This window comes from Leifsonia sp. NPDC056665, from assembly GCF_042791795.1.
Taxonomy (GTDB): Bacteria; Actinomycetota; Actinomycetes; order Actinomycetales; family Microbacteriaceae; genus Leifsonia.
This window is the reverse complement of sequence record NZ_JBHTXK010000025.1, coordinates 24536-44287: the sequence shown is the minus strand read 5'-3', so window position 1 is coordinate 44287 and position 19752 is coordinate 24536. Positions and strand designations below refer to the sequence as shown.

The window sequence follows — 19752 nt, the reverse complement described above, 5'->3', positions numbered from 1 at the left end:
CGTAAACGCCCCTAAAACTCGGTTTTAGGGGCGTTTACGTGCCCCTCGGCGGGTGGTGCGGGTCAGCGGGCGGCGAGGAAGGTGCGGACGGCGCCGAGGACCTCGGGGGTGTCCAGGTGGAGGCCGTGCCGGGCGTCGAGCTCCAGGATCCGCGCGTCGGGGATCCCCGCGGCCAGCAGGCGCGCGTGGGCGACCGGCGTGAGGGCGTCCTCCCGGCCGTGGATCACGAGCGTCTCCGCGCGGATCCGGCCGAGCGCCTCCCGCGCGTCGTGGTCGCGGCTCGCGGCGAAGTGCCCGCGCAGCGCCGCGCGCGTCGCGACCCGGTCGAAGAACCCGGCCACGGCCTCCGGGTTGGCCTGCGCCCAGTCCGCGTCGAAGAACAGCGGCAGCATCCGCTCCTGGTCGCCGCTCAGGAGGTCGCCGATGACGGCCGGGTCGCGCCGGCTGTGCGCACCCGCAGCCCGGTCGCCGGCCGTCGTGCCGATGAGCACCAGCCGGCGGACCCGGGACGGATGCTCGGCCGCAAGCCACTGCGCCACGCGCCCGCCCATCGAGTGCCCGAGCACGTGCGCGGCGGAGACGCCCGCCTCGTCGAGCACGGCGAGCGCGTCGTCGGCGAACTGCCGGGTGCTGTACGCGGCCGGGTCGCCCGCGCCGCTCTGGCCGATCCCGCGATGGTCGAACACGATCACGCGGAAGTCCTCGGCGAGGGCGTCCGCGAACGGCCCCCAGCCGTGCATCCCGGTCGCCTGCCCGGCGATCAGCAGCAGCGGGACGCCGCTCCCCCGCTCCTCGAACGCGATCGGCACACCGTCGTCGGCGGTCGCGAGAGGGGGCACGGCGTGTGAGTCTACCGGCCGCCACCCGCTAGCATCGCGGCATGCATGTGCGACTGCGCCCGGTGAAGGACACGGACGCCGACGCCGCCTTCGAGATGATGCGCGACCCGGAGGCCGTGCGGATGGCGGCCTTCACCGCCGCCGACCCCGACGACCGGGCCGACTTCGACGCCCGGTGGCGACGGCACCTCGGCGATCCGGCGATCACGATGCGCGCGGTGGAGGCCGACGGCGGCTTCGCGGGAACGGTCGCGGCCTTCACCCTCGACGGCGACCGGGAGGTCACCTACTGGATCCGCCGCGAGCTCTGGGGCAACGGCATCGCGACCGCGGCGCTCCTCCTGCTGGTCGCGGCGGAGCCGGGCCGGCCGCTGCACGCGCGGGTCGCCGCGGCCAACATCGGGTCGCAGCGGGTGCTGGCACGGGCCGGGTTCGTGGAGACGGGGCGGGAGACGTCCTACGCGGCGGGCGCCGGGAGGCCCGTGGAGGAGCTGCTGCTCGAACTCCGCTGAGCAGCCGTCCCGTCTCCGTCCGATCGCGGGCCCCGCACCGCCCGCGCACTCCACCTCCCCTCCTCGCGCTCCACCCGGATCGGGTGCTCGAACGCCGCGCTCACCGTCCCGGTGGTCACCGCCTCCGCGATCGGGCCGGCCGTGACGATGCGCCCGTGCGACAGAAGGAGGGCGTGCGAGGTCGTCTCCGGCAGCTCCTCCAGGTGGTGCGTGACGAGCACGCTGGCGAGGTCGGGAACCGCAACGGACAGCCCGTCGATCGTCTCCAGGAGCTGCTCCCGCGCGGCGACGTCGAGCCCGGTCGTCGGCTCGTCGAGCAGCAGGAGGCGCGGCTCGGACACGAGCGCCCGCGCGATCAGCGCCCTCCCGCGCTCACCCTGCGAGAGCGTGGGCCAGCGGGAGTCGCGCAGCCCGTCGAGGCCGATCGTGCGGATCAGGTCGCGCGCGCGGGCGACCTCCACGGGAGTGGGCTCCCAGCGCATCGGCGGCTCCAGCGTGCCGGTGATCCCGGTGAGGACGACCTCCATCACGGTGAGCGGCGACCGCACCGGATGACGCGGGTTGACGTGGCCGATGTGGCGGCGGAGCTCCTGCAGCTCGACCCGTCCGAGCCGCCGCCCGAGCACGTCGACCGTGCCGGAGGTGGGGAACGCGACGGCGCCGCAGAAGCCGAGCACGGTGCTCTTCCCTGCGCCGTTCGGGCCGAGCAGCGCCCAGTGCTCCCCCGCGCGCACGGCGAAACCGATGTCCTCGAGGATGTGGCGGCCGTCACGCCGGAAGGTCACGTCGCGCAGTTCGAGCACCGTCTCCATCCCCCCATCCTGCCCTGTCCGCCAGGTCACCCCGCCCTCCCGCCACAGGTCACGGTTCGGTCACATACGGCACATCGGCACCGGACACGTAGGTAGCGCTCAGCCTCGCTTCGTACGCTGCCCCGCTATGGGGACCCAACCGCTCCGCCTCGGACCGTTCGCCCGGCGCCGGCTGGAGCGCCGGGCGCGCCGCGACGCGGAGGCCGTGCGGCCGCCGACCGCGGAGCCGGCCGGGCTGCGCGTGCCAGGCGACCCGGCGGACGAGGCCACCTTCGGCGCCGAGCCGACGCCCACCGTCGCCGCCCTCCAGGCCAGGGCGAACGCTTACGCCCATCGCGAGGAGCAGCGCTTCCTCGCCCGGTCCAGGCGCGACCTCGCCGAGCAGCGCGAACTGTCCCAGGCGCTGGCTGCCGACCTCGACGCCTACGACGAGCGGCTCGACGCTCTGCCGCCCGCCGACCGCGCAGCGACCCGCATCACAGAGGGCGAGGGAGTGGCGTTCCAAGACCTGCGCCGGCTGCGCCGCCGGATCACCGCACGCAACGCCCGGTCGGAGCAGCTCGGCGCGCGCATCCACGCCCGCTTCACCACCGCGCGGCTGCGCGCGACGCGCCACTTCGACCGTTCGGACGAGAAGATCGCCGTCTACTGGAGCGCGTACCTGCGCGCGCTGTCGCCGCGGCTCGTGCCCGTCCGGGCGCCGGCCTTGCGCCGCGCGGACTCGCTGGCCGGCAGGGAGACCTCCGTCGACCGCTGGCATCCCGCCGGCTCCGTGCAGCCGTTCGCACCACCCACGTCACCATCCACCGAACCGGGGAGCATCGATGCGTCAACGTGACAGGATCACCGAATACCGGGTCCCCGCCACCGCGGGACTGCGACGGCGGCTGCTCTGGCGGCTGCGGAGGCTGCGCGGCGCCGTCGACGTCGAGACGCTCGAGGTCTTCGAGCACGAGCTCGCCGCGTTCGAGCGCGTCGGGGTCGCCGACCTGGAACGTCAGCGCACCCGCAACGTCTCCGACTGCTCCGCCCGCCTGGCCGAGGCGCAGTCGCGGGTCGAGCTGATCCGGCACGCCCTGGAGCGATCGGAGGCCGACATCCGCCGCGCCGAGCAGGACGCCGCCCGCCTCGACGCCAAGCTCGCCGGCGGCGACCCCGAGTTGCACAGTTACGCCTAGGAGGACCGCATGCCGAGAGACATCGTCACCAAGCCCCCGCGGGTCCGCCCGAGCGTCGGCCACCTGTCGCCGGTCGCGCACGTCCTGGTCTACGTGCTGCTGCTGGCGATGCTGACCGTCGACTACATCCTGCTCGCGCAGGCGCTCACGCTGCTGCTGCGGAACGACAGCCAGTACGGCTCGATCGGGCTGCAGATGTACGTGATCACGCTGGGCATCTCGCTCGCGGTCGTCTCGCTGCCGCACGTCGCGGCGATCCTGCTGCGGCGGGTGCAGGCGCGCGTGATGTCCCGCGGCTGGATCGTGGTCTCGGTCGCCCTGCTCCTGGTCTGGGCGGCGCTGCTGGCGGCTATCACGGTCGCGCGGATCAAGGCGGGCATGAACGCGGCGAGCTCGGGAGGCCTCAGCGGCCTGGTCGGCGGCGGGACGACGACCGCCCCCGCGTTCTCGTGGACCGCGCCCGACACGCTGATGGCGTTCCTCATGCTCGGGGTCCTGGCCACCTCCGGGACGATCAGCTTCGTCGTCGCCTGGCTGACCACGCGGCCGTTGCTGACGGCCGCGGAGAAGGCGCACGCGCACGTCGCGAAGCTCCGCACCCACCGCGACCGGCTGCTCGCCGAGGCGGTGAAGGCGGACGAGGCCGCCCGCCACGCCGCCCAGCTCGACGCGCACGACGCCGTCCGCTACACGGGGGCCCGGGTCACGTTCCACTCCCGGGTGGACGTCATCCGCGCCCGCCTCGCCACGCGTCTCGCTCAGCGCGAGCGGGACCCGGAGAGCACGAGCCAGCTCATCCGCGAGCTCCGCGCGCGCCGCGTGGTGGAGGCCGCGTCACCGGCGCCCGAGGTGCCGATGACTCCGGGGGCCGCCGCGGTGGAGGCGCCGGAGACCGCGCCGACATGGCCGTCGTCGACGACCGGGCTGGAGCGATGATGCGCCGTGCGAACTCCCGGTCGCTCGCCCGCTCCGTCCGCGCGTTCGTCGCCGTCGCCGGAGTCCTCGCCGTGGGCGCCGGCCTCACCGCGTGCACATCCGCGACCGCCGCCGGCCAGGCGTGCGACCAGTCGCACAAGCGCAACCTCGGCGTCGTCGCGGGGAGCACCGCCAACGCCCCCGCTGTCGCCGTACCCGCCAGCGCCACCGACCAGCTCAAGGCGGCCGGGACCACCAACGGCAGCGTGACAGTGGTGATCCCCTCGGGGACGCCGCAGACGATGGGCACCACGTCGCTGGGTTCCAGCGCGCAGGACGCGATCGTCTGCCAGAACGACCAGCGCACCAAGCTCACCCAGATCGGCAGCTACCTCGCGGGCCTCAAAGCCGCGACACCCGAGGTCGACTTCCTCGGCGCGATCGGCCAGGCCGCCCGTGACCTCGGCGACCATCCGCTCGGTGTGCTCGTCATCGGCAACGGCCTCCAGACCGCCGACCCCCTGAACTTCGCCGGGAGCGGCCTGCTCTACGCCGACCCGGCGCAGGTGGTCTCCGACCTCCGTTCGCGCAACCTCCTCCCCGCCCATCTCACGGGAGTCACCGTCTACTGGTCCGGCATGGGCGACACGGCGGGAGCGCAGCAGCCGCTCACCGTCCCCGCGCGCAGCAACCTGGCCGCCATCTGGACCGCCGTCATCAAGGCCGCCGGCGGGACCCTCTCGCTGCTGCCCGAGCCGGCGTCCGGCGCAGCCGCGACCGGACTGCCGGCTGTGACTCCCGTGCCGGTGGAGGCCGTGGCGACCAAGACGGACTGGTCGCATCCCGTGGTCATCCGCAACGCTGACCTCCACTTCGTCAAGGACACCGCCACCTTCTCCGACCCGACGGCCGCCCAGCAGCTCCTGTCGACCCTCGCACCGTCGATCGAGCAGAGCAGCGGCGTGATCACGATCACCGGCACCGCGTCCAAGGACCAGGCCACGAACAACACCGCCGACACCGCGCTGTCGCTCCGCCGGGCGAACGCCGTGAAGGCCGCCCTGGTGTCGCTGGGCGTGCCGGAGGCGAAGCTCGCGACCGCCGGCGTGGGCTTCCAGTGGTGCGGCTGGCAGAGCGAGACGGACGCGTCCGGCTCCTACTCGGACGCCCTCGCCGAGCAGAACCGCTCGGTCATCCTCACCTCGTCCGGAGTGTCCCTCTGCGGCTGACCGCCGCTCAGGTGTTCGGCGTCGGAGCTGGGCTCGCCGTCATGCCGTGCTTTCCCGCCCCGAGGTGCACGATGCGCGTCGCCGTGACGGAGTCGCCACTGCGTGCTCCGATCACGCCGACCCTGTCTCCGATGGCGAAGGCGGAGGCGCTGTCCGGCTTCTTCGCTGTGCCGAAGGCGGTGGTGGAGTCGACGGTGACCGTGACGGTCGCGCCCGCGGCCGACTGGATCGTCCAGGTGCCGCCCGACATGGCGGTCACGGTTCCGACCGTGCCGTGAGCGCGCTTCTGCTTGGCGGAGATCGCACCCTTCTTGGCGTGCGCCGCCGTGCTCATCGCCGCGGGCGCCGTCGAGTCGCCCCCGGCGATCGCAGCGGAAACCCCCCACGCCGTCCCGCCCGCGACCACCACGATCGCGACCGCCGCGGCCGCGATGGAGAGCCCGATCGCATGACGGCGGAAGAACGAGGGGCGATCGGCATCGACGGACTTCATCGAGTCCGTGACCGCCTGACCGGCCGAACTCGCGGGCGCGACAGGCGGAACGGACGCCGTAGGCGCTGCGTGCGCCGTGGCCGCCACCGGAACAGGCGCCACGGGCACCGGCACGGTGTCGCCGGCGTCCTCGGCATCCGGCCGCTCCACCCACCACGGCAGCGGCTCGGTGGGATGTCCGTCGCCCGCGCGCTCAATGGGTTCGGTGACGGCCTCGTCGTTCGCGGGCCCGTTCGCCGGGTCGTTCTCGGCGTCGTTCGTGTTCATGCCCACCACCGTGTCAGGCGCAGATCAGGGCGAGGCTCGCGGAATGTCAGAGGAAGGTAAAGTCACGCGGAACTCGGTCCCTCCGCCCTCGGCCGGCGACGCGGTGATCCAGCCGCCGAGCCGCCCGACGAGCGTTCGCGCGATGGACAGACCGAGGCCGGTGCCGACCGGCCTGGCCCCGCGATAGCGGGCATGGAGGGCTCCGCGGTCGAACGCGACCGCGGTGTCCTCCACGCTCAGCCCCGGTCCCCTGTCCCGGACGGCGAGCTCGACGACCCGGTGCGGGGTCAGGCCCCCGAGAATGACGATCTCCGTGCCGGCCGGCGCGACCCGCAGGGCGTTCTCCACCAGCCCGTCGAGGATCTGGCGCAGCCGCATCTCGTCGGTGTGCACCGGGATCGGGTCGCCGGACAGGTCGGCGCGGAGCGCCACGCCTGCGCCTCCGGCCGCTCCCGCCCACGCCCGCACCACGGCGCCGACGGTGTCGCGGGCGTCGAAGTGCTGCGGCACGATCGTGAACTCGTCCGCCTCCAACCGGGCCAGCTCCAGGAGGTCGTCGAGGAACCTCCTCAGGCGCTCGGACTCGGCCGAGAGCGTCCGCCCGGCCTCCGCGACATCGCCGGGAGGGATGACGCCGTCGGCCAGCGCCTCGGCGTAGCCCCGGATGGCCGTCAGCGGCGTGCGGATCTCGTGCGAGACGGACAGCAGGAACTCGCGCTGGCGGTCCTCGCTCGTCGCGAGGGCGGTGTCGAGGGTGCGCAGCGCCTGGGCGATGTCGTCGATCTCGGCGACCGACTGGGTCTCGATCGCGACACCGCGCCGCCCGCCGGCCAGTGCCCGTGCGCTGTCGGCCACCCGGCGCAGCGGGCGGCCGAGCAGTCGCGCGAGCAGCACGCCTGCTGCGGTGGCGACCGCGAGGCCGATCGCGAGGGCGAGCACGATGCCGCGGAGCAGTTCGGCGTCGCCCGCGGCGATGTCCGCCACCTTGCGCACCCCGACGATCCCGCCGCCGTTCGGGCCGGGGATGCCGACCAGCACCGCGTCCTTGCCGTTCAGGGTCGTGTTCGCCGAGACCGTCTTCCCGGCCTGGAGCATCCGCACCACGTCGGGGCCGACCGATCCGCGCGCCGCGCCGGTGACGGTGCCGTCCGGCGAGACGAGGGCGAACCGGTCGCCGACCACGCCCACCCGGCCCTCGGCAGCGCGTCCGGAGGCCACCAGCGCCGCCGCCTGCGCTTTGAGCTGCTGGCGCGCCTGGTTCTGCTCCACCGTCTGCACCACCTGCACGGCGACCAGCGCTGTCACCAGCACGGCGATCAGAGCGACGGCGAACGTCACCAGGGTGAATCGCGCGCTCAGCGATCCGAACAGCCGCGTGCGCCGCGCCATGCCCCTCAGCCCTCGTCCGCGACGCTGTAGCCGACCCCGCGGATCGTCCGCACGATCCCGGCCGCGTCGCCGAGCTTGACGCGCAACTGGGCGATGTGGACGTCGACGGTGCGGCTGCTGCTGTAATCCGCGACTCCCCACACCGACGAGAGGAGCTGCTCGCGGGTGAAGACCCGGCCGGGCTGGCTCATCAGGTGGTCGAGGAGGTCGAACTCGGTCGCCGTCAGCTCGACCCGTCCGGAGGCGGTCTCCACGCGCCGCCGCGCGCCGTCGATGCTCACGCCGCCGACGGTGCGGGTGGGTGCGGGGACCGGCCCCGCCGCACGCCGCACCATGCCTTTGACCCGCGCGACGAGCTCGCGCGGCGAGAACGGCTTGGTGAGGTAGTCGTCCGCGCCCAGCTCGAGGCCGACCACGCGATCGATCTCGTCGTCCCGCGCGGTCACGAAGATGACGGGGGTCCAGTCGTCGCGCGCCCGCAGCGCGCGGCAGACCTCGATGCCGTCGAGGCCGGGGATGCCGACGTCGAGCACGATCGCCGCGGGCCGCAGCCGATCCACCGCGGCCAGCGCCGCGTGCCCGTCGGTCTCGACGTGCACGCCGAAGCCCGCACCGGACAGGTACAGCCGTTCCAGCTCGACGATGGCGGCCTCGTCCTCCACGACGAGCACCAGCCCTCTGTCCTCACTCACCTGTCCATCTTCCCTGGTCGCGCGGCGGCGCACGGCCGTTTCCGGCGCCGTCTTACCGTTTCCTTACATTCCCCGCTCACCGCCCGAACACGGCGGGCGTTGACTCGGCGCATGTCCGCCACCTCCCGTCTCCGCAGCCCGGTCGCCCTGCTGATCGCGTTCGGCGCCGCGCTCGTCCTCGCCGCCGGCGCCGCTGCAGTGACGGCTGCGGCGGTCGCCTCGTCGGCCCCGCCGCCGCCCGTCGACACGACCGGCTTCCCCGCGGGAGGCTCGAACCCGGGCATCTTCACCGACACGTGCACCCGGTCGACCACCGCCCCGAACGATCCGATCATGGTGCCCGGCATGACCGGGATGTCGATGCAGCACGACTTCTTCGGCAATCCGGCGGTGGACGCCTCCTCAACGGCGGCGATGCTCCGTGCCGGCTCGACCACCTGCTCGACCTCCGCCGACGCCTCGGCGTACTGGACTCCGGTCGTCTACCAGGACGGCGCGGCCCTGGTCCCGCAGCGCACGCTGCTCTACTGGCGGACCCCGGCGGGGCTCGCGTCATCGACGCGCACGATGCCGGAGGGCATCAGCCTGATCGCCGGCAACGAGACGGCGACGGCGCCGCAGAGCACCTCCGTGGTCGACTGGACGTGCACGACGACCGCCTCAGACCCCCGGCCGGGACGGGCCGCGCTGCCGCAGGACTGCCCGTCCGGCTCGCAGCTCCGGCTCGTCATCACCTTCCCGGACTGCTGGGACGGCCACACGATGGACGGCCGCGACCGGGCAGGGGCGGTCTACTCCACGAGCGCGGGATGCCCGGCTTCGCATCCCGTGCACATTCCGCAACTCGTGCTGCACATCACGTATCCGACCACGAGCGGCGCGGGGATCACCCTCTCGACCGGCCCGCAGACCCAGGGACCGCCGGTCACCGGGCACGCCGACTTCGTGAGCGGCTGGCAGCAGAGCCGGATGGACGCCGACACCGCTGCGTGCGACACGGCGCAGGTGCGCTGCGGACCGGTGAAGGGGGTGGAGGCGACGCCGCAGGGTGGGAAGGCTCAGGGTGGGAAGGTGCAGCCGTAGAACGGGCTCGGCAGCCCCCTGTACATTTCCATACGGACGCAACACAATGACATAACATGAGCCATCCTCATGTGATCCGGACTCCCGATCAGCGATTACGCATCTTCGTATCGTCGACACTGCAGGAGCTCGCGGCGGAACGGCGTGCCGCCAGGGCCGCCATCGAGCGGCTGCACCTGGCTCCCGTCATGTTCGAGCTCGGCGCGCGGCCGCACCCGCCCCGGGAGCTCTATCGTTCGTACCTCCAGCAGTCCGATGTCTTCCTCGGGCTGTACTGGGAACGCTACGGCTGGGTGGCGCCCGACGAGCAGGTCTCGGGGCTCGAGGACGAGTACAACCTCTGCCCCGACGATGTGCCGCGGCTGCTCTACGTGAAGGTCTCCGACCACCGGGACGAGCGGCTCACCGGCCTGCTGAACCGGATCCGTGAGGACGATCGCGCCGCCTACAAGTACTTCGAGACCTCCAAGGAGCTGGCCCGGCTGGTGGAGGCCGACCTCGCCATCCTCCTCGCCGAGCGGTTCGACCAGAGCAGGACCGCGGTCCTCGACGAGTCCGATCCGGCGCTGCCCACCATCGGGCGGTCGGGACCCGATCCGGCGGTCGCGGACCCCGTCCGCTTGCCCATGCCGCTCACCGGGCTCGTCGGGCGGGAGCGCGACATCGCGGAGCTCCACGGGATGCTGGCCTCCGGAACCCGGTTCGTGACCTTGGTCGGCCCGGGCGGGATCGGCAAGAGCCGGCTGGCGATCGCGGCGGCGCGGGCGTCTGCGCCGGACTTCGAGGACGGGTCCGTGTTCGTCGACCTGTCGGCTGTGCACGACCCGGAACGGGTCCCCAGCCGCATCGCGCAAGCGCTCGGCGTCCGCGACACCGGCGACGCCCCGATGATGGAGAACCTGGCGACCGCACTGCGCGAGCGGAGCATCCTGCTCGTCCTCGACAACTTCGAGCAGGTCGTGGAGGCCGCACCGGCGCTCACCACCCTGCTCGCGGACGCGCCGGAGCTCGCGATCCTGGTCACCAGCCGGGTGCTGCTGCGCATCAGCGGCGAGCAGAGCTACGACGTCGGCCCGCTCGCCGATGAGCCGGCGGTGGACCTGTTCGTCGAACGCGCTCACGCAGTCAAACCCGACTTCGAGATCACGCCGGACAACGAGGAGGCCGTCGAACGGGTCTGCGAGGCCCTGGACGGCGTGCCGCTCGCGATCGAACTGGCAGCGGCGCGGGTCCGGGTGCTCTCCCCCGCCGAACTGCTGGACCGGCTCGATCGGAGGCTGTCGGTGCTGGTCGGCGGCCCGCGGGACCTCCCCGCGCGGCAGCAGACCATCCGGCGGACCATCGAGTGGAGCACGCAACTCCTCGAGAGCGACCAGCGGAAGCTGCTCGCCCGGCTGGGGGTGTTCGAGGGCGGGTTCACCCTGGAGGCCGCCGAGTCCGTCGGGTCGGCGCCGGCCGGACGTGACGACACGACCGACGCCGACCCCGACGTCCTCGAGAACCTCGCCGCGCTCGTCGACAGCAGTCTCGTCGGGCAGCACGACAGCGACGACCGGCCGCGTTTCTCCATGCAGGCGATCGTCCGCGAATACGCCAGGGAGCAGCTCGCCCGCAGCGGCGAGCAGCCGGCGACCCGCGACGCCCACGCGCGCTACTTCCTCGCGCTGGGCGACGACGCCGAGGACGACCTCCGCGGGGCAGGCCAGCGCCGATGGATGCAGCGGCTCGGCGACGAGCGCGACAACCTGCGCGCGGCCGAGCGCTTTCTGCTCGACGGCCGCGACTGGGATCGGGCGGCGCGCCTCGCCTTCAGCCTCTACCTGTACTGGTGGGTCACCGGCCTTCTCGGCGAGGTGCGCACCTGGATGGAGGAGGCGCTGGCGTCCGGTGACGAGCTCGACCCGCACACCCGCGCCATAGCGCTCTACTTCAGCCGGACCATCATGTTCTGGAAGGACCCGGACGGCAGCGTCGCCGCCGACCTCGCCGAGAGCATCGAGCTCTTCCGCCGCACCGACGACCCGAACGGGGAGGGGCTCGCGTCGATCTCCCTCGCCCTCGCTCTGCTCGCCGGCAACCCGCCTGACACCGCGCGCGCCCGCCAGGTGATGGAAGCCGCGCTCGCCCTCTACCGGTCGACCGGCAGTGTGTGGGGCGAGTCGATGGCGCTGGTGCTGCTAGGGCGCGTGGCGCTGCGCGAGAGCGACCTGGCGGAGGCGCAGGACCACTTCACCACGAGCCTCGCGCTCACGAACCGGTCCGGCGACCGCGTGGGCCAGCGCATCGCGTCGTACCACCTCGGCTGGACGGAGCTCATGCTCGGCGACGTGGCGGCGGCGCGGTCGGACTTCGCGCTGAGCGTCACGATCTCGGCCGCGGTCGGGCACCCGGAGGGCATCGCCTACGGGCTGGAGGGCATGGTCGCGGTCGCGGCGCTGCTGCACGACGACGAACGCGCGGGCGAGCTGGCCGGCGCGGCGCAGGCCCTCCGGGAGCGGAGCGGACTCCACAACGGGCCGACGTTCACGTTCCACCGCCGATACCTGGACGACCTGCTCTCGGGGCCGAACGGCGATGCGGTCGCGGCCGCCATCGCGGACGGCCGGGAGCTCACCGTGGAGCAGGCGGTCTCGGAGGCGCTGGCGGAGGGTCGCGGCGAGCAGGTGTGAGACCACCGCCCCTACGGCACCACGATGTCGAACCCGGGATCCCCCTGATCCAGCACTCCCACCAGCGCCGTCAGCACCCCGAGGTCACCCTCCACCGTCAGCCCTTCGGACTCCGTGTCGCCCGCGACCAGCCGCAGCAGCCGCGGCTTCGTCAGCGTCAGCTGCAGCGGCGCCTCCCCCGACGGCTCGCGCTCCACGTACACGAAGACCCCGTTGCGCAGGGTGAGGTGGAAGCTGCGACCCAGGTCGGTCAGCGTGAGGTCGAAGGTCAGGTCGAGGTCCCAGGCGCGCGGGCCGTCGACGCGGATCGCGACCGAGTCGAAGAGCTGTTCCGGCGAGAGCTGGATGAGCATGGCCGGCGACGACGCCGTCGTCGGGGTGCCGAAGTTGCCTTCGCGCAGCTCGGTCGCCCCGGAGAGGAAGAAGTTGCGCCAGGTGCCGTTCTCCGAACCGTAGGCGAGCTGTTCCAGGGTGTCGGCGTAGAGCGCCGTGGCCGGCTCGTGGCCGGGATCGGCGAACACGGCGTGGTCGAGCAGCGTCGCCGCCCAGCGGACGTCGCCCGCGTCGTACGCCTCCCGCGCCAGCTCGACCACCCGGTCCACGCCGCCGATCGCCGCGACGTACCGCTCGGCCAGCGCCTGCGGCGGGTGCGGCCAGAGCCGCGCCGGGTTGCCGTCGAACCAGCCCATGTAGCGTTGGTAGACCGCCTTGACGTTGTGCGACACCGACCCGTAGTACCCGTGCGTGCTCCACTCGGCGACCAGCGCCGGGGGCAGCTCGAAGTCCTCCGCGATCTCCGCCCCGGTGAAGCCGCGGTTGATGCCGCGCAGCGTCTGGTCGTGCAGATAGCCGTAGAGGTCGCGCTGCACGCCGAGGAAGTGCCGGATGCGGTCGCCGCCCCAGGTCGGCCAGTGGTGCGAGGCGAACAGCACATCGGACCGGTCGGCGAAGCGCTCGATCGCCTCGGTCAGGTAGGCGGACCAGATGTGCGGGTCGCGCACCAGCGCGCCGCGCAGCGTGAGCAGATTGTGGAGGTTGTGGGTCGCGTTCTCGGCCATGCACAGCGCGCGGTAGCGCGGCAGGTAGAAGTGCATCTCCGCCGGCGCCTCTGTGCCCGGCGCGAGCTGGAACTCGAACTCGACGCCGTCGATGGTGTGCGTCTCCCCGGTCTCCCGCACGTCGACGGTCGGGACCAGGATGCCCGCCTCGCCGGTGGAGGTCGTCTGGCCGAGGCCCGCGCCCACCTGCCCCGAGGGCCCCTTGGCGAGCGCGGCGCCGTACATGTAGCCGGCGCGGCGGCCCATCGCGGTGCCGGCGTAGACGTTCTCTGCGATGGCGTGGCCGAGGAAGCCCTCCGGCGCCACGATCTGCACCGTGCGGTGCTCCAGGTCGGCGGCCTCCACCACCCCGAGCACACCGCCGAAGTGGTCGATGTGGCTGTGCGTGAAGATCACGGCGACCACCGGACGGTCACCGCGGTGAGCCCGGTACAGGCCGAGCGCGGCCGCGGCGGTCTCCTTCGAGATGAGCGGGTCCACGACGATCACGCCGTTCTCCGACTCGATGAACGACATGACCGACAGGTCGAGCCCGCGCGCCTGGTACAGACCCTCGACCACCTCGTAGAGGCCGTGCTTGGCGACGAGCTTCGACTGCCGCCACAGGCTCGGGTTGACCGTGGCCGGCGCGTCCCCGTCGACGAAGTCGTACGCCGCCGCGTCCCAGACCGCGTTGCCGTCGGCGTCGCGGATCACCGGGTCATCGAGCGTGCCGAGGTAGCCGCGGTCGGCGTCGGCGAAATCGTCGGTGTCGGCGAACGGCAGGGCGTCGAGCAGCGCACGGTTTGCGTCGGCGATGGAGGCGGTCGGGTCGTTCTGCTTCATCGGGGCTCTCCCTCGGGGCCAGGCGGCACACGGTGCGCACACCGCCGAGGGTTCCTCAGGGACGACCGGAGCGTCTAGCCCCGACTCGCCGGATCGCGCCACATCGTCGTGACGGGGGCGCCGTCGATGATCGCGCGGAAGCGGCCGACCGGCCGGAAGCCGGCGCGCGCGTAGCGGTGGTCGTTCGCCGGGTTGGTCGACTCCAAGTAGGCGGGCAGGCCGTCCGCGTCGAACCGGGCGAGGTCCGCCGCGAGCAGTCGCTGCCCGATCCCGTGCCCGCGGTGGTCGGGATGCGTCGCCAGGAGGCTCAGGTACATGTGGGCGGGCTCGTCCGGGTGCGCGTCATCGAACAGCGAGTAGAGCTGTTCATAGGCGGCGTAGCGCTCCGGCGACAGCGCCGCGGCCAGGAGGGCGTCGAGGTCGCGCTCCTGCTCGGGCGTGAGATCGTCGGCGCCCGGTGGCAGCCAGACGGCGACGGTCGCGGCCTCCCCGTCCGGTCCGTCGACGAGCGAGACGGTCCCGTGGCCGACCGCACCTTCCACGAAGAACCGCCAGAACGGCAGGAGGTGGCCGGTGCCACCGTCCGCGGAGACGAGCGCGGGACCCCACACCGGGTCGTCGCGGAACGCGAGCGCGATGGTGCTGGTGACCGCGTCCACGTCCTCGGAGCGTGCGGTGCGCGAGTTCATACCGGGAACTGTAGCGGGGAGGCCGCCGCTCAGGCGACCGTCGTGTAGCGGCGGAAGGCGTCCAGCACCTCGTTGGCGTGGTCGGTTCGGGTGTCAGCGCACCGTTACTGCGGATGCGGCGTTTGGCCCGCCTCCAGCATCCCGATCAGCTTGGCGAGCCGGTTGCCGCGGCTGGTCGCGCTGGGCGCGGTGATGACGCGGTGGATGACGGAGTAGCGGTTCGCCGCGTTGAGCGTCGCGAACGTCGCGGCGGCCGCGGCCGAGACTTCGAGGGCCGCCGCGAGGTCCTCGGGGACCTCCGCGGTGCTCGACGGCGCGTAGGCGCGCTCCCAACGGCCATCGGCCTTGGCGCGCTCGATCTCGGCGTGGCCGCGGTCCCGCATCCTGCCCTCGGCGGTCAGCGCCTCCACGAGCCCGATGTTGCGCTGCGACCACAGCGACGCCGCGCGCCGCGGCGTGAACCGCTCGACGAACGTCGTCGCATCGCGGCTGCGCTTCTGCCCGTCGATCCAGCCGCTGCACAGCGCCTCGTCCACCGCCTGCGCGTAGCTGAGGGAGGTCGGGTCGGTCGTGCCCTTCTTGGCGAGCACGAGCCAGACACCGTCCGAGGCGTCCTCGTTCGCGTCGAGCCACGCGCGCCACCCGGCGGCGTCGGCGACGATCAGCTCGGTCATCGTCTCCGTCATTCGCGTCTTCTCCATTGGCCGGAGTCGTCCGCCCACCACTCCGACCGTTCGCTGGTCCGCTGGACGGCGTCGGTCAGCCAGTACGTCGCGTCCGGGTCCCAGCCCGCGAGCACGGTCGCCCAGTCGTCCACCACCGGGATGGCGCGGCCGGCCGTGCTCAGATAGCCGAGGACGGTGAGGTGGACGCCGTCGTACGCCTCGGCGACCCGCGGCCAGTCGGGGATCAGCCAGCGCCCGTCGCGGCCGGTGGTTCGCAGCCAATCGCCTCGGCGGGAGGCCGAGGCGTCGAGCGGGAAACGCTCGCACAGCTCCGCCCAGCTCCCTGGGCCGTCGATCTCGTAGACCCGCGCCCCGGCACGCACCGTCGTGCGGGTGAGGCCCGCGTACCGCCAGCCGAGCCCGTCCTCCACCAGGCGGAGGCCGAGCGCGCCGTCGTCCGCCAGGCCGCGGGTCGTCCGCGGCAGCATGTGCGGAGGCACCGACCACCAGGAGCCGCCGTGGTGCTCTGGCAAGTCGCCGCGGAGGTAATCCCGACGGCTGCGCTCCTCCTCCTCGCCGAACTCCCGACGCCAGTGGGCCAGCGCCTCGGCCGCAGGCGCGTAACGCTCGGGGAGGTCCTCCCCCACGGGGCCGGCATCGTCCGGCCGGTCGTCGAAGAACTCGACCGACCACTGGTCGTCCGGCTGCTGGGGCGTGGCCCACCACTGCGCGGCCTCCGCGCTCGCGATGGCATCCGCTCCTGCCCGCAGGACGGCGGCGAGCTCCGGCTCGGCCGCGAGCTGATCGTGACCGTCCGGCTCCTGCCAGTAGCGCGCGGCGCTGACAGTCTGCTCGAGCTCGTCCAGCAGCTCATCCGCATCCGGGGTCGCGACCGGCCGCGCGGCGAGCATCCGTGCGATCTCAGCGGCCGCCGGGGCCGGAGGCAGTTCGTGCGGACCGTCGCTCCCGGTGTCCGCGGGGTCATCGGTCGAGTAGAGCACGACCACGCCACCGCCTTCCCTCTCGTGCGCCGCCAGGAAGAGGGCGTCGACAAGCGGGTCCGGCTCGGTCAGCTCTCCAGTGGGCCACGGCGTCGCGACGTCCAGGCACACCCGGCGGCCGCGCGGCCCGGCGACCAGCGCCGCAGGATCGATCCCCATTCCGCAACCCTAGCCACCGCCGCCGACACCGCGGCGTCACACGTGCAGCAGCACCAGCACGTGATACACGACGTACGCCGGCCAGACGATCGCCTGCAGCAGTCCGAGCACGACGCCCCAGAACGAGCCGTCGGAGACCGACACGAAGTAGACCGCCGCGCCGATGTAGGCGATGAAGAAGAAGAACCCCCACTGCGCCGACTGCACGACCACCCGGCCCCGCCCGTTCTCGCTCATGGCCGCCTCCCGTTCCGCTCGCCGCCAGGGTAGCGCCGGATAGGCCGTCGAGGCGGCGCATAATCGGGAACTGGAACGATTCAATCCATATTTTGGGCCGTTTCGGCGGCGGATGGGCGTGTGCGTGTCACTGGTGGGGGTGCGGTGTCGTCTGAGGGGGTGAGCGAACGAAAGGTGGACAGGGTGCGGGTCTTCGTGGCAGGTGGGAGCGGCGTGCTCGGGCGGCGGCTGGTGCCGCAGCTCGTGGCGCGTGGGCACGCGGTGACGGCGTCGACGACGAGCGCGGCGAAGCTCGGGACGATCGAGGCGATGGGCGCGATGGGTGTCGTCATGGACGGGCTGGACGGCGCCTCCGTCGGCCGGGCCGTGGCCTCGGCCGAGCCGGAGGCGATCATCCACCAGATGACGGCGATCAACCCAGCGCACGCGGGCAAGCCGGACCTCAAGCATCCGGACAAGTGGTTCGCCGGCACCAACCGGCTGCGCACCGAGGGCACCGACCACCTGCTGGCCGCGGCCGAGGCGCAGGGCGTGACGCGGTTCCTCGCCCAGGGCTACGCGAGCTGGAACGGCCTCCGCGACGGCGGCTGGGTGAAGACGGAGGCCGACCCGCTCGACCTCCTCCCCGGCACGCCGGCCGAGCCGGGGATGCGGGCGATGAAGCACGTCGAGGACTCGGTCACCGCGTTCGGCGGGACCGTCCTGCGCTACGGCGCTTTCTACGGTCCAGGCGCGACGGACGACCAGGTGGAGCTCGTGCGCCGGCGGCAGTATCCGCTCGTCGGCCGCGGCCAGGGCTACAGCTCGTGGGTCCACCTCGATGACGCCGCGTCGGCGACCGTCCTCGCGCTGGAGCAGGGCGCGACCGGCGTGTTCGACATCGTGGACGACGACCCGGCCCCGGCGAGCGAGTGGCTGCCGTACCTCGCGCAGGCGGCCGGCGCCAAGCCTCCGCTGCGCATCCCGGTGTGGCTGGCGCGGATCGCCGCGGGCGACCAGGCTGTCATCATGATGACCGAGGGCCGCGGCTTCTCCAACGCGAAGGCCAAGCGCGAGCTGGGCTGGGAGTTGCGCTACCCGTCGTGGCGGCAGGGGTTCGTGGAGGGGCTGAGGTGACCGAGGGCACGCAGGAGACGTTCCAGGAGCTGCGCCCGCTGCTCTTCTCGATCGCGTACCGCATCCTCGGCAGCGTGACGGAGGCCGAGGACGCCGTGCAGGAGACCTGGCTGCGCTACGAGGCAGCGGGTGTCGAGCCCGTCTCGGTCAAGGCGTACCTGTCGACCATCGTCACCCGCGTCTCCATCGACGTGCTCTCCTCGGCCCGGGTGCGCCGCGAGGCCTACGTCGGGCCGTGGTTCCCCGAGCCGCTGCTGTCCGACCCGTACGAGGATCCGGAGCGCTCGGCCGAGCTGGCGGACTCGCTGTCGATGGCCGCCCTCCTGCTGCTCGAACGGCTCACCCCGCTGGAGCGCGCGGTGTTCGTGCTGCGCGAGGTGTTCGCGTTCGACTTCCCGGAGATCGCGGCGGCCGTCGGGCGGTCGGAGGCCGCGTGCCGCCAGCTCGCGGTGCGCGCGCGCCGCCACATGGACGCGGGCCGGCCCCGCTTCGACGCCGACCGGGCCGAGCGCGAGGACCTCGCCGCCCGGTTCTTCGACGCCTTCCGCGCGGGCGACGTGGAGGCGCTGCGCGCGCTGCTCCTCGCCGATGTCGAGCTGGTCGGCGACAGCGGAGGCAAGGCGCCGCAGTGGGCGCGGCGGATCGTCGGGGCGGGCGAGGTGGCGGGAGTGCTGGTCGCGATGGCGGGGCCGTTCGCGACGATCGGCGGCACGGTCGAGCCGCACGAGGTGAACGGCCAGCCGGGCGCCGTGTTCCGCGACCGCGACGGCCGGGTGGTGAACACGATGGTCCTGGAGATCGCCGGCGGCGGCGTCCAGACCATCCGCACCGTCATCAACCCCGACAAGCTGACGCACGTCGGCCCGGTCGCCGACGCCTGGTCGGTGCTGCGGGAGGCCAACCGGGCGCGCCTCGCGTCCGGCGGCGACCCGCTGCCTCCCCTGGCCAAACGCGTCCGGCCCGACTGAGCGGCGCGACGCGCTGAACCTTTTCCGCGCCCGCCCGCACCGATACTCTCGGCTCATGGCCTCCGTCCCGCTCACCGACGCGCAGGTGCGCGAGCTGCGCGAGAAGTACGCCGCCGGCGCGCGCCAGGTGCAGCTCGCGGCCGAGTACGGCGTGCGCCAGAACACCGTGTCGAGCCTGGTGACCGGGAGGTCGCGCCAGGAGGCCGGCGGCCCGATCATGCCGGGCAAGGCGCGCAAGGTGACGAGCGCGGAGGTGGTCGCGATCCGGGAGGCCGTCGCCGCCGGCGCCCCGCGCGCGGAGGTCTCCGAGCGCTACGGCATCTCGCACCAGATGGTCTCCAACATCGCCTCCGGCCGCGCGTTCGCGGACGTCGGCGGACCGCTCACCAGCACCGCCGCGACCCGCGCCCGGCCGCTGACCGTCGAGCAGGTGGAGCGCATCCGCGAGCGCGTCAGCGCCGGGGAGGACCGCCAGGCGATCGCGGACAGCTTCGGCGTCTCGCACTGGACGATCGCGTCGGTCGTCCGCGGCGCGACGACAGGGGTGGCGGAGGCGGCAGGCGAGGACGACGAGGTCGTCCAGATGCGCCGGCTGCACAGTGCAGGGGTGTCGCAGACCGAGATCGCCCGCCGGTTCGGCACCAGTCAGCAGCGGGTCAGCCTCATCGTGCGCGGCAGCTCGCACGCCGGGCACGGCGGCCCGATCGCCGAGCCGCACAGGAGGCGGCTCAGCGACGACGAGGTCCGCGGCATCCGGGAGGCGTACGCGGAGGGCACGCCGCTCACCGAGCTGGCGGAGCGCTACGACGTCGCGCCCGCCATCCTGCGGCTCGTGGTCACCGGCCGCACCTACGCGGACCGGCCGGGACCGATCGCGGCGGGGCCGGTCGCAGCCGACGGTCACCACCCCTGAGCGCCGCGCTGCCTGAGCGCCGCGCTGCCTGAGCGCCCCGGTG

20 protein-coding genes are annotated in these 19752 nt (G+C 73.1%); 10 read left to right on the top strand and 10 right to left on the bottom strand.

Annotation, left to right across the window (positions count from 1 at the left end; genetic code table 11):
- Window positions 1-62 precede the first annotated feature (62 nt).
- Window positions 63-839 (bottom strand): alpha/beta fold hydrolase, encoded by a 777-nt coding sequence (locus ACFQ9V_RS17985; protein WP_382460491.1) that lies wholly within the window; start codon window positions 837-839, stop codon window positions 63-65.
- A 41-nt stretch (window positions 840-880) separates the two neighbouring features.
- Here ACFQ9V_RS17985 and ACFQ9V_RS17980 point away from each other — a divergent pair, with 41 nt between their 5' ends.
- Window positions 881-1351 (top strand): GNAT family N-acetyltransferase, encoded by a 471-nt coding sequence (locus ACFQ9V_RS17980; protein WP_382460490.1) that lies wholly within the window; start codon window positions 881-883, stop codon window positions 1349-1351.
- Here the strand turns inward: ACFQ9V_RS17980 and ACFQ9V_RS17975 are convergent.
- Window positions 1297-2163, bottom strand: a complete 867-nt coding sequence (locus ACFQ9V_RS17975) for an ABC transporter ATP-binding protein (RefSeq protein WP_382460489.1) — start codon at window positions 2161-2163, stop codon at window positions 1297-1299. The two genes, ACFQ9V_RS17980 and ACFQ9V_RS17975, sit on opposite strands and share 55 nt — an antisense overlap.
- A gap of 127 nt (window positions 2164-2290) precedes the next feature.
- Here ACFQ9V_RS17975 and ACFQ9V_RS17970 point away from each other — a divergent pair, with 127 nt between their 5' ends.
- Genes ACFQ9V_RS17970 through ACFQ9V_RS17955 form a run of 4 tightly spaced genes read left to right on the top strand, consistent with a single transcriptional unit; the run spans window position 2291 to window position 5485 of the window.
- Window positions 2291-3001 (top strand): hypothetical protein, encoded by a 711-nt coding sequence (locus ACFQ9V_RS17970; RefSeq protein WP_382460488.1) that lies wholly within the window; start codon window positions 2291-2293, stop codon window positions 2999-3001.
- A complete protein-coding gene (locus ACFQ9V_RS17965) occupies window positions 2988-3341 on the top strand; it encodes a hypothetical protein (RefSeq protein ID WP_382460487.1) in 354 nt (117 codons plus the stop codon). Before ACFQ9V_RS17970 ends, ACFQ9V_RS17965 begins: the two co-directional genes overlap by 14 nt.
- 9 nt (window positions 3342-3350) lie before the next feature.
- Window positions 3351-4277 carry a hypothetical protein gene (locus ACFQ9V_RS17960; RefSeq protein WP_382460486.1) on the top strand — a complete coding sequence of 309 codons (927 nt, stop codon included), beginning with the start codon at window positions 3351-3353 and terminating at the stop codon, window positions 4275-4277.
- Window positions 4244-5485, top strand: a complete 1242-nt coding sequence (locus ACFQ9V_RS17955) for an OmpA family protein (protein WP_382460485.1) — start codon at window positions 4244-4246, stop codon at window positions 5483-5485. Before ACFQ9V_RS17960 ends, ACFQ9V_RS17955 begins: the two co-directional genes overlap by 34 nt.
- A gap of 7 nt (window positions 5486-5492) precedes the next feature.
- On the opposite strand, the gene ACFQ9V_RS17950 is transcribed toward ACFQ9V_RS17955, so the two are convergent.
- Genes ACFQ9V_RS17950 through ACFQ9V_RS17940 form a run of 3 tightly spaced genes read right to left on the bottom strand, consistent with a single transcriptional unit; the run spans window position 5493 to window position 8326 of the window.
- The gene (locus tag ACFQ9V_RS17950; RefSeq protein WP_382460484.1) at window positions 5493-6245 is read right to left on the bottom strand and encodes a DUF5666 domain-containing protein; all 753 of its coding nucleotides are present in this window, start codon (window positions 6243-6245) and stop codon (window positions 5493-5495) included.
- Window positions 6246-6269: 24 nt separating this feature from the next.
- Window positions 6270-7634, bottom strand: a complete 1365-nt coding sequence (locus ACFQ9V_RS17945; protein ID WP_382460483.1) for an ATP-binding protein — start codon at window positions 7632-7634, stop codon at window positions 6270-6272.
- A 5-nt stretch (window positions 7635-7639) separates the two neighbouring features.
- Window positions 7640-8326, bottom strand: a complete 687-nt coding sequence (locus ACFQ9V_RS17940; protein ID WP_382460482.1) for a response regulator transcription factor — start codon at window positions 8324-8326, stop codon at window positions 7640-7642.
- Window positions 8327-8437: 111 nt separating this feature from the next.
- Between ACFQ9V_RS17940 and ACFQ9V_RS17935 the strand changes: the two genes are divergently transcribed.
- Window positions 8438-9409 (top strand): DUF1996 domain-containing protein, encoded by a 972-nt coding sequence (locus ACFQ9V_RS17935; protein ID WP_382460481.1) that lies wholly within the window; start codon window positions 8438-8440, stop codon window positions 9407-9409.
- Between the two features lie 56 nt (window positions 9410-9465).
- Window positions 9466-12078 (top strand): DUF4062 domain-containing protein, encoded by a 2613-nt coding sequence (locus tag ACFQ9V_RS17930; RefSeq protein ID WP_382460480.1) that lies wholly within the window; start codon window positions 9466-9468, stop codon window positions 12076-12078.
- Between the two features lie 11 nt (window positions 12079-12089).
- Here the strand turns inward: ACFQ9V_RS17930 and ACFQ9V_RS17925 are convergent, their stop codons facing one another.
- The 5 genes from ACFQ9V_RS17925 to ACFQ9V_RS17905 form a co-directional block, all read right to left on the bottom strand.
- Complete coding sequence (locus ACFQ9V_RS17925) at window positions 12090-13961, bottom strand: alkyl/aryl-sulfatase (RefSeq protein ID WP_382460479.1); 1872 nt, start codon at window positions 13959-13961, stop codon at window positions 12090-12092.
- Between the two features lie 74 nt (window positions 13962-14035).
- Entirely contained in the window at window positions 14036-14650 is a 615-nt protein-coding gene (locus ACFQ9V_RS17920; RefSeq protein WP_382460478.1) for a GNAT family N-acetyltransferase, read from the bottom strand.
- Between the two features lie 104 nt (window positions 14651-14754).
- Window positions 14755-15336: a YdeI family protein gene (locus tag ACFQ9V_RS17915; RefSeq protein ID WP_382460477.1), complete on the bottom strand. Its 582-nt coding sequence runs from the start codon at window positions 15334-15336 to the stop codon at window positions 14755-14757.
- Window positions 15333-16475, bottom strand: a complete 1143-nt coding sequence (locus tag ACFQ9V_RS17910; RefSeq protein ID WP_382460476.1) for a hypothetical protein — start codon at window positions 16473-16475, stop codon at window positions 15333-15335. Before ACFQ9V_RS17910 ends, ACFQ9V_RS17915 begins: the two co-directional genes overlap by 4 nt.
- A 36-nt stretch (window positions 16476-16511) precedes the next feature.
- Window positions 16512-16712, bottom strand: coding sequence for a hypothetical protein (locus ACFQ9V_RS17905; RefSeq protein ID WP_185278082.1), 201 nt, complete (start codon window positions 16710-16712; stop codon window positions 16512-16514).
- A 159-nt stretch (window positions 16713-16871) separates the two neighbouring features.
- On the opposite strand from ACFQ9V_RS17905, the gene ACFQ9V_RS17900 reads away from it, so the two are divergent.
- The 3 genes from ACFQ9V_RS17900 to ACFQ9V_RS17890 are packed head-to-tail and all read left to right on the top strand — an operon-like array spanning window position 16872 to window position 19709.
- Window positions 16872-17828 (top strand): NAD-dependent epimerase/dehydratase family protein, encoded by a 957-nt coding sequence (locus ACFQ9V_RS17900; RefSeq protein ID WP_382460475.1) that lies wholly within the window; start codon window positions 16872-16874, stop codon window positions 17826-17828.
- The gene (locus ACFQ9V_RS17895; protein WP_382460474.1) at window positions 17825-18796 is read left to right on the top strand and encodes an RNA polymerase sigma-70 factor; all 972 of its coding nucleotides are present in this window, start codon (window positions 17825-17827) and stop codon (window positions 18794-18796) included. Before ACFQ9V_RS17900 ends, ACFQ9V_RS17895 begins: the two co-directional genes overlap by 4 nt.
- 55 nt (window positions 18797-18851) lie before the next feature.
- Window positions 18852-19709 carry a hypothetical protein gene (locus tag ACFQ9V_RS17890; protein ID WP_382460473.1) on the top strand — a complete coding sequence of 286 codons (858 nt, stop codon included), beginning with the start codon at window positions 18852-18854 and terminating at the stop codon, window positions 19707-19709.
- Window positions 19710-19752: the final 43 nt, after the last annotated feature.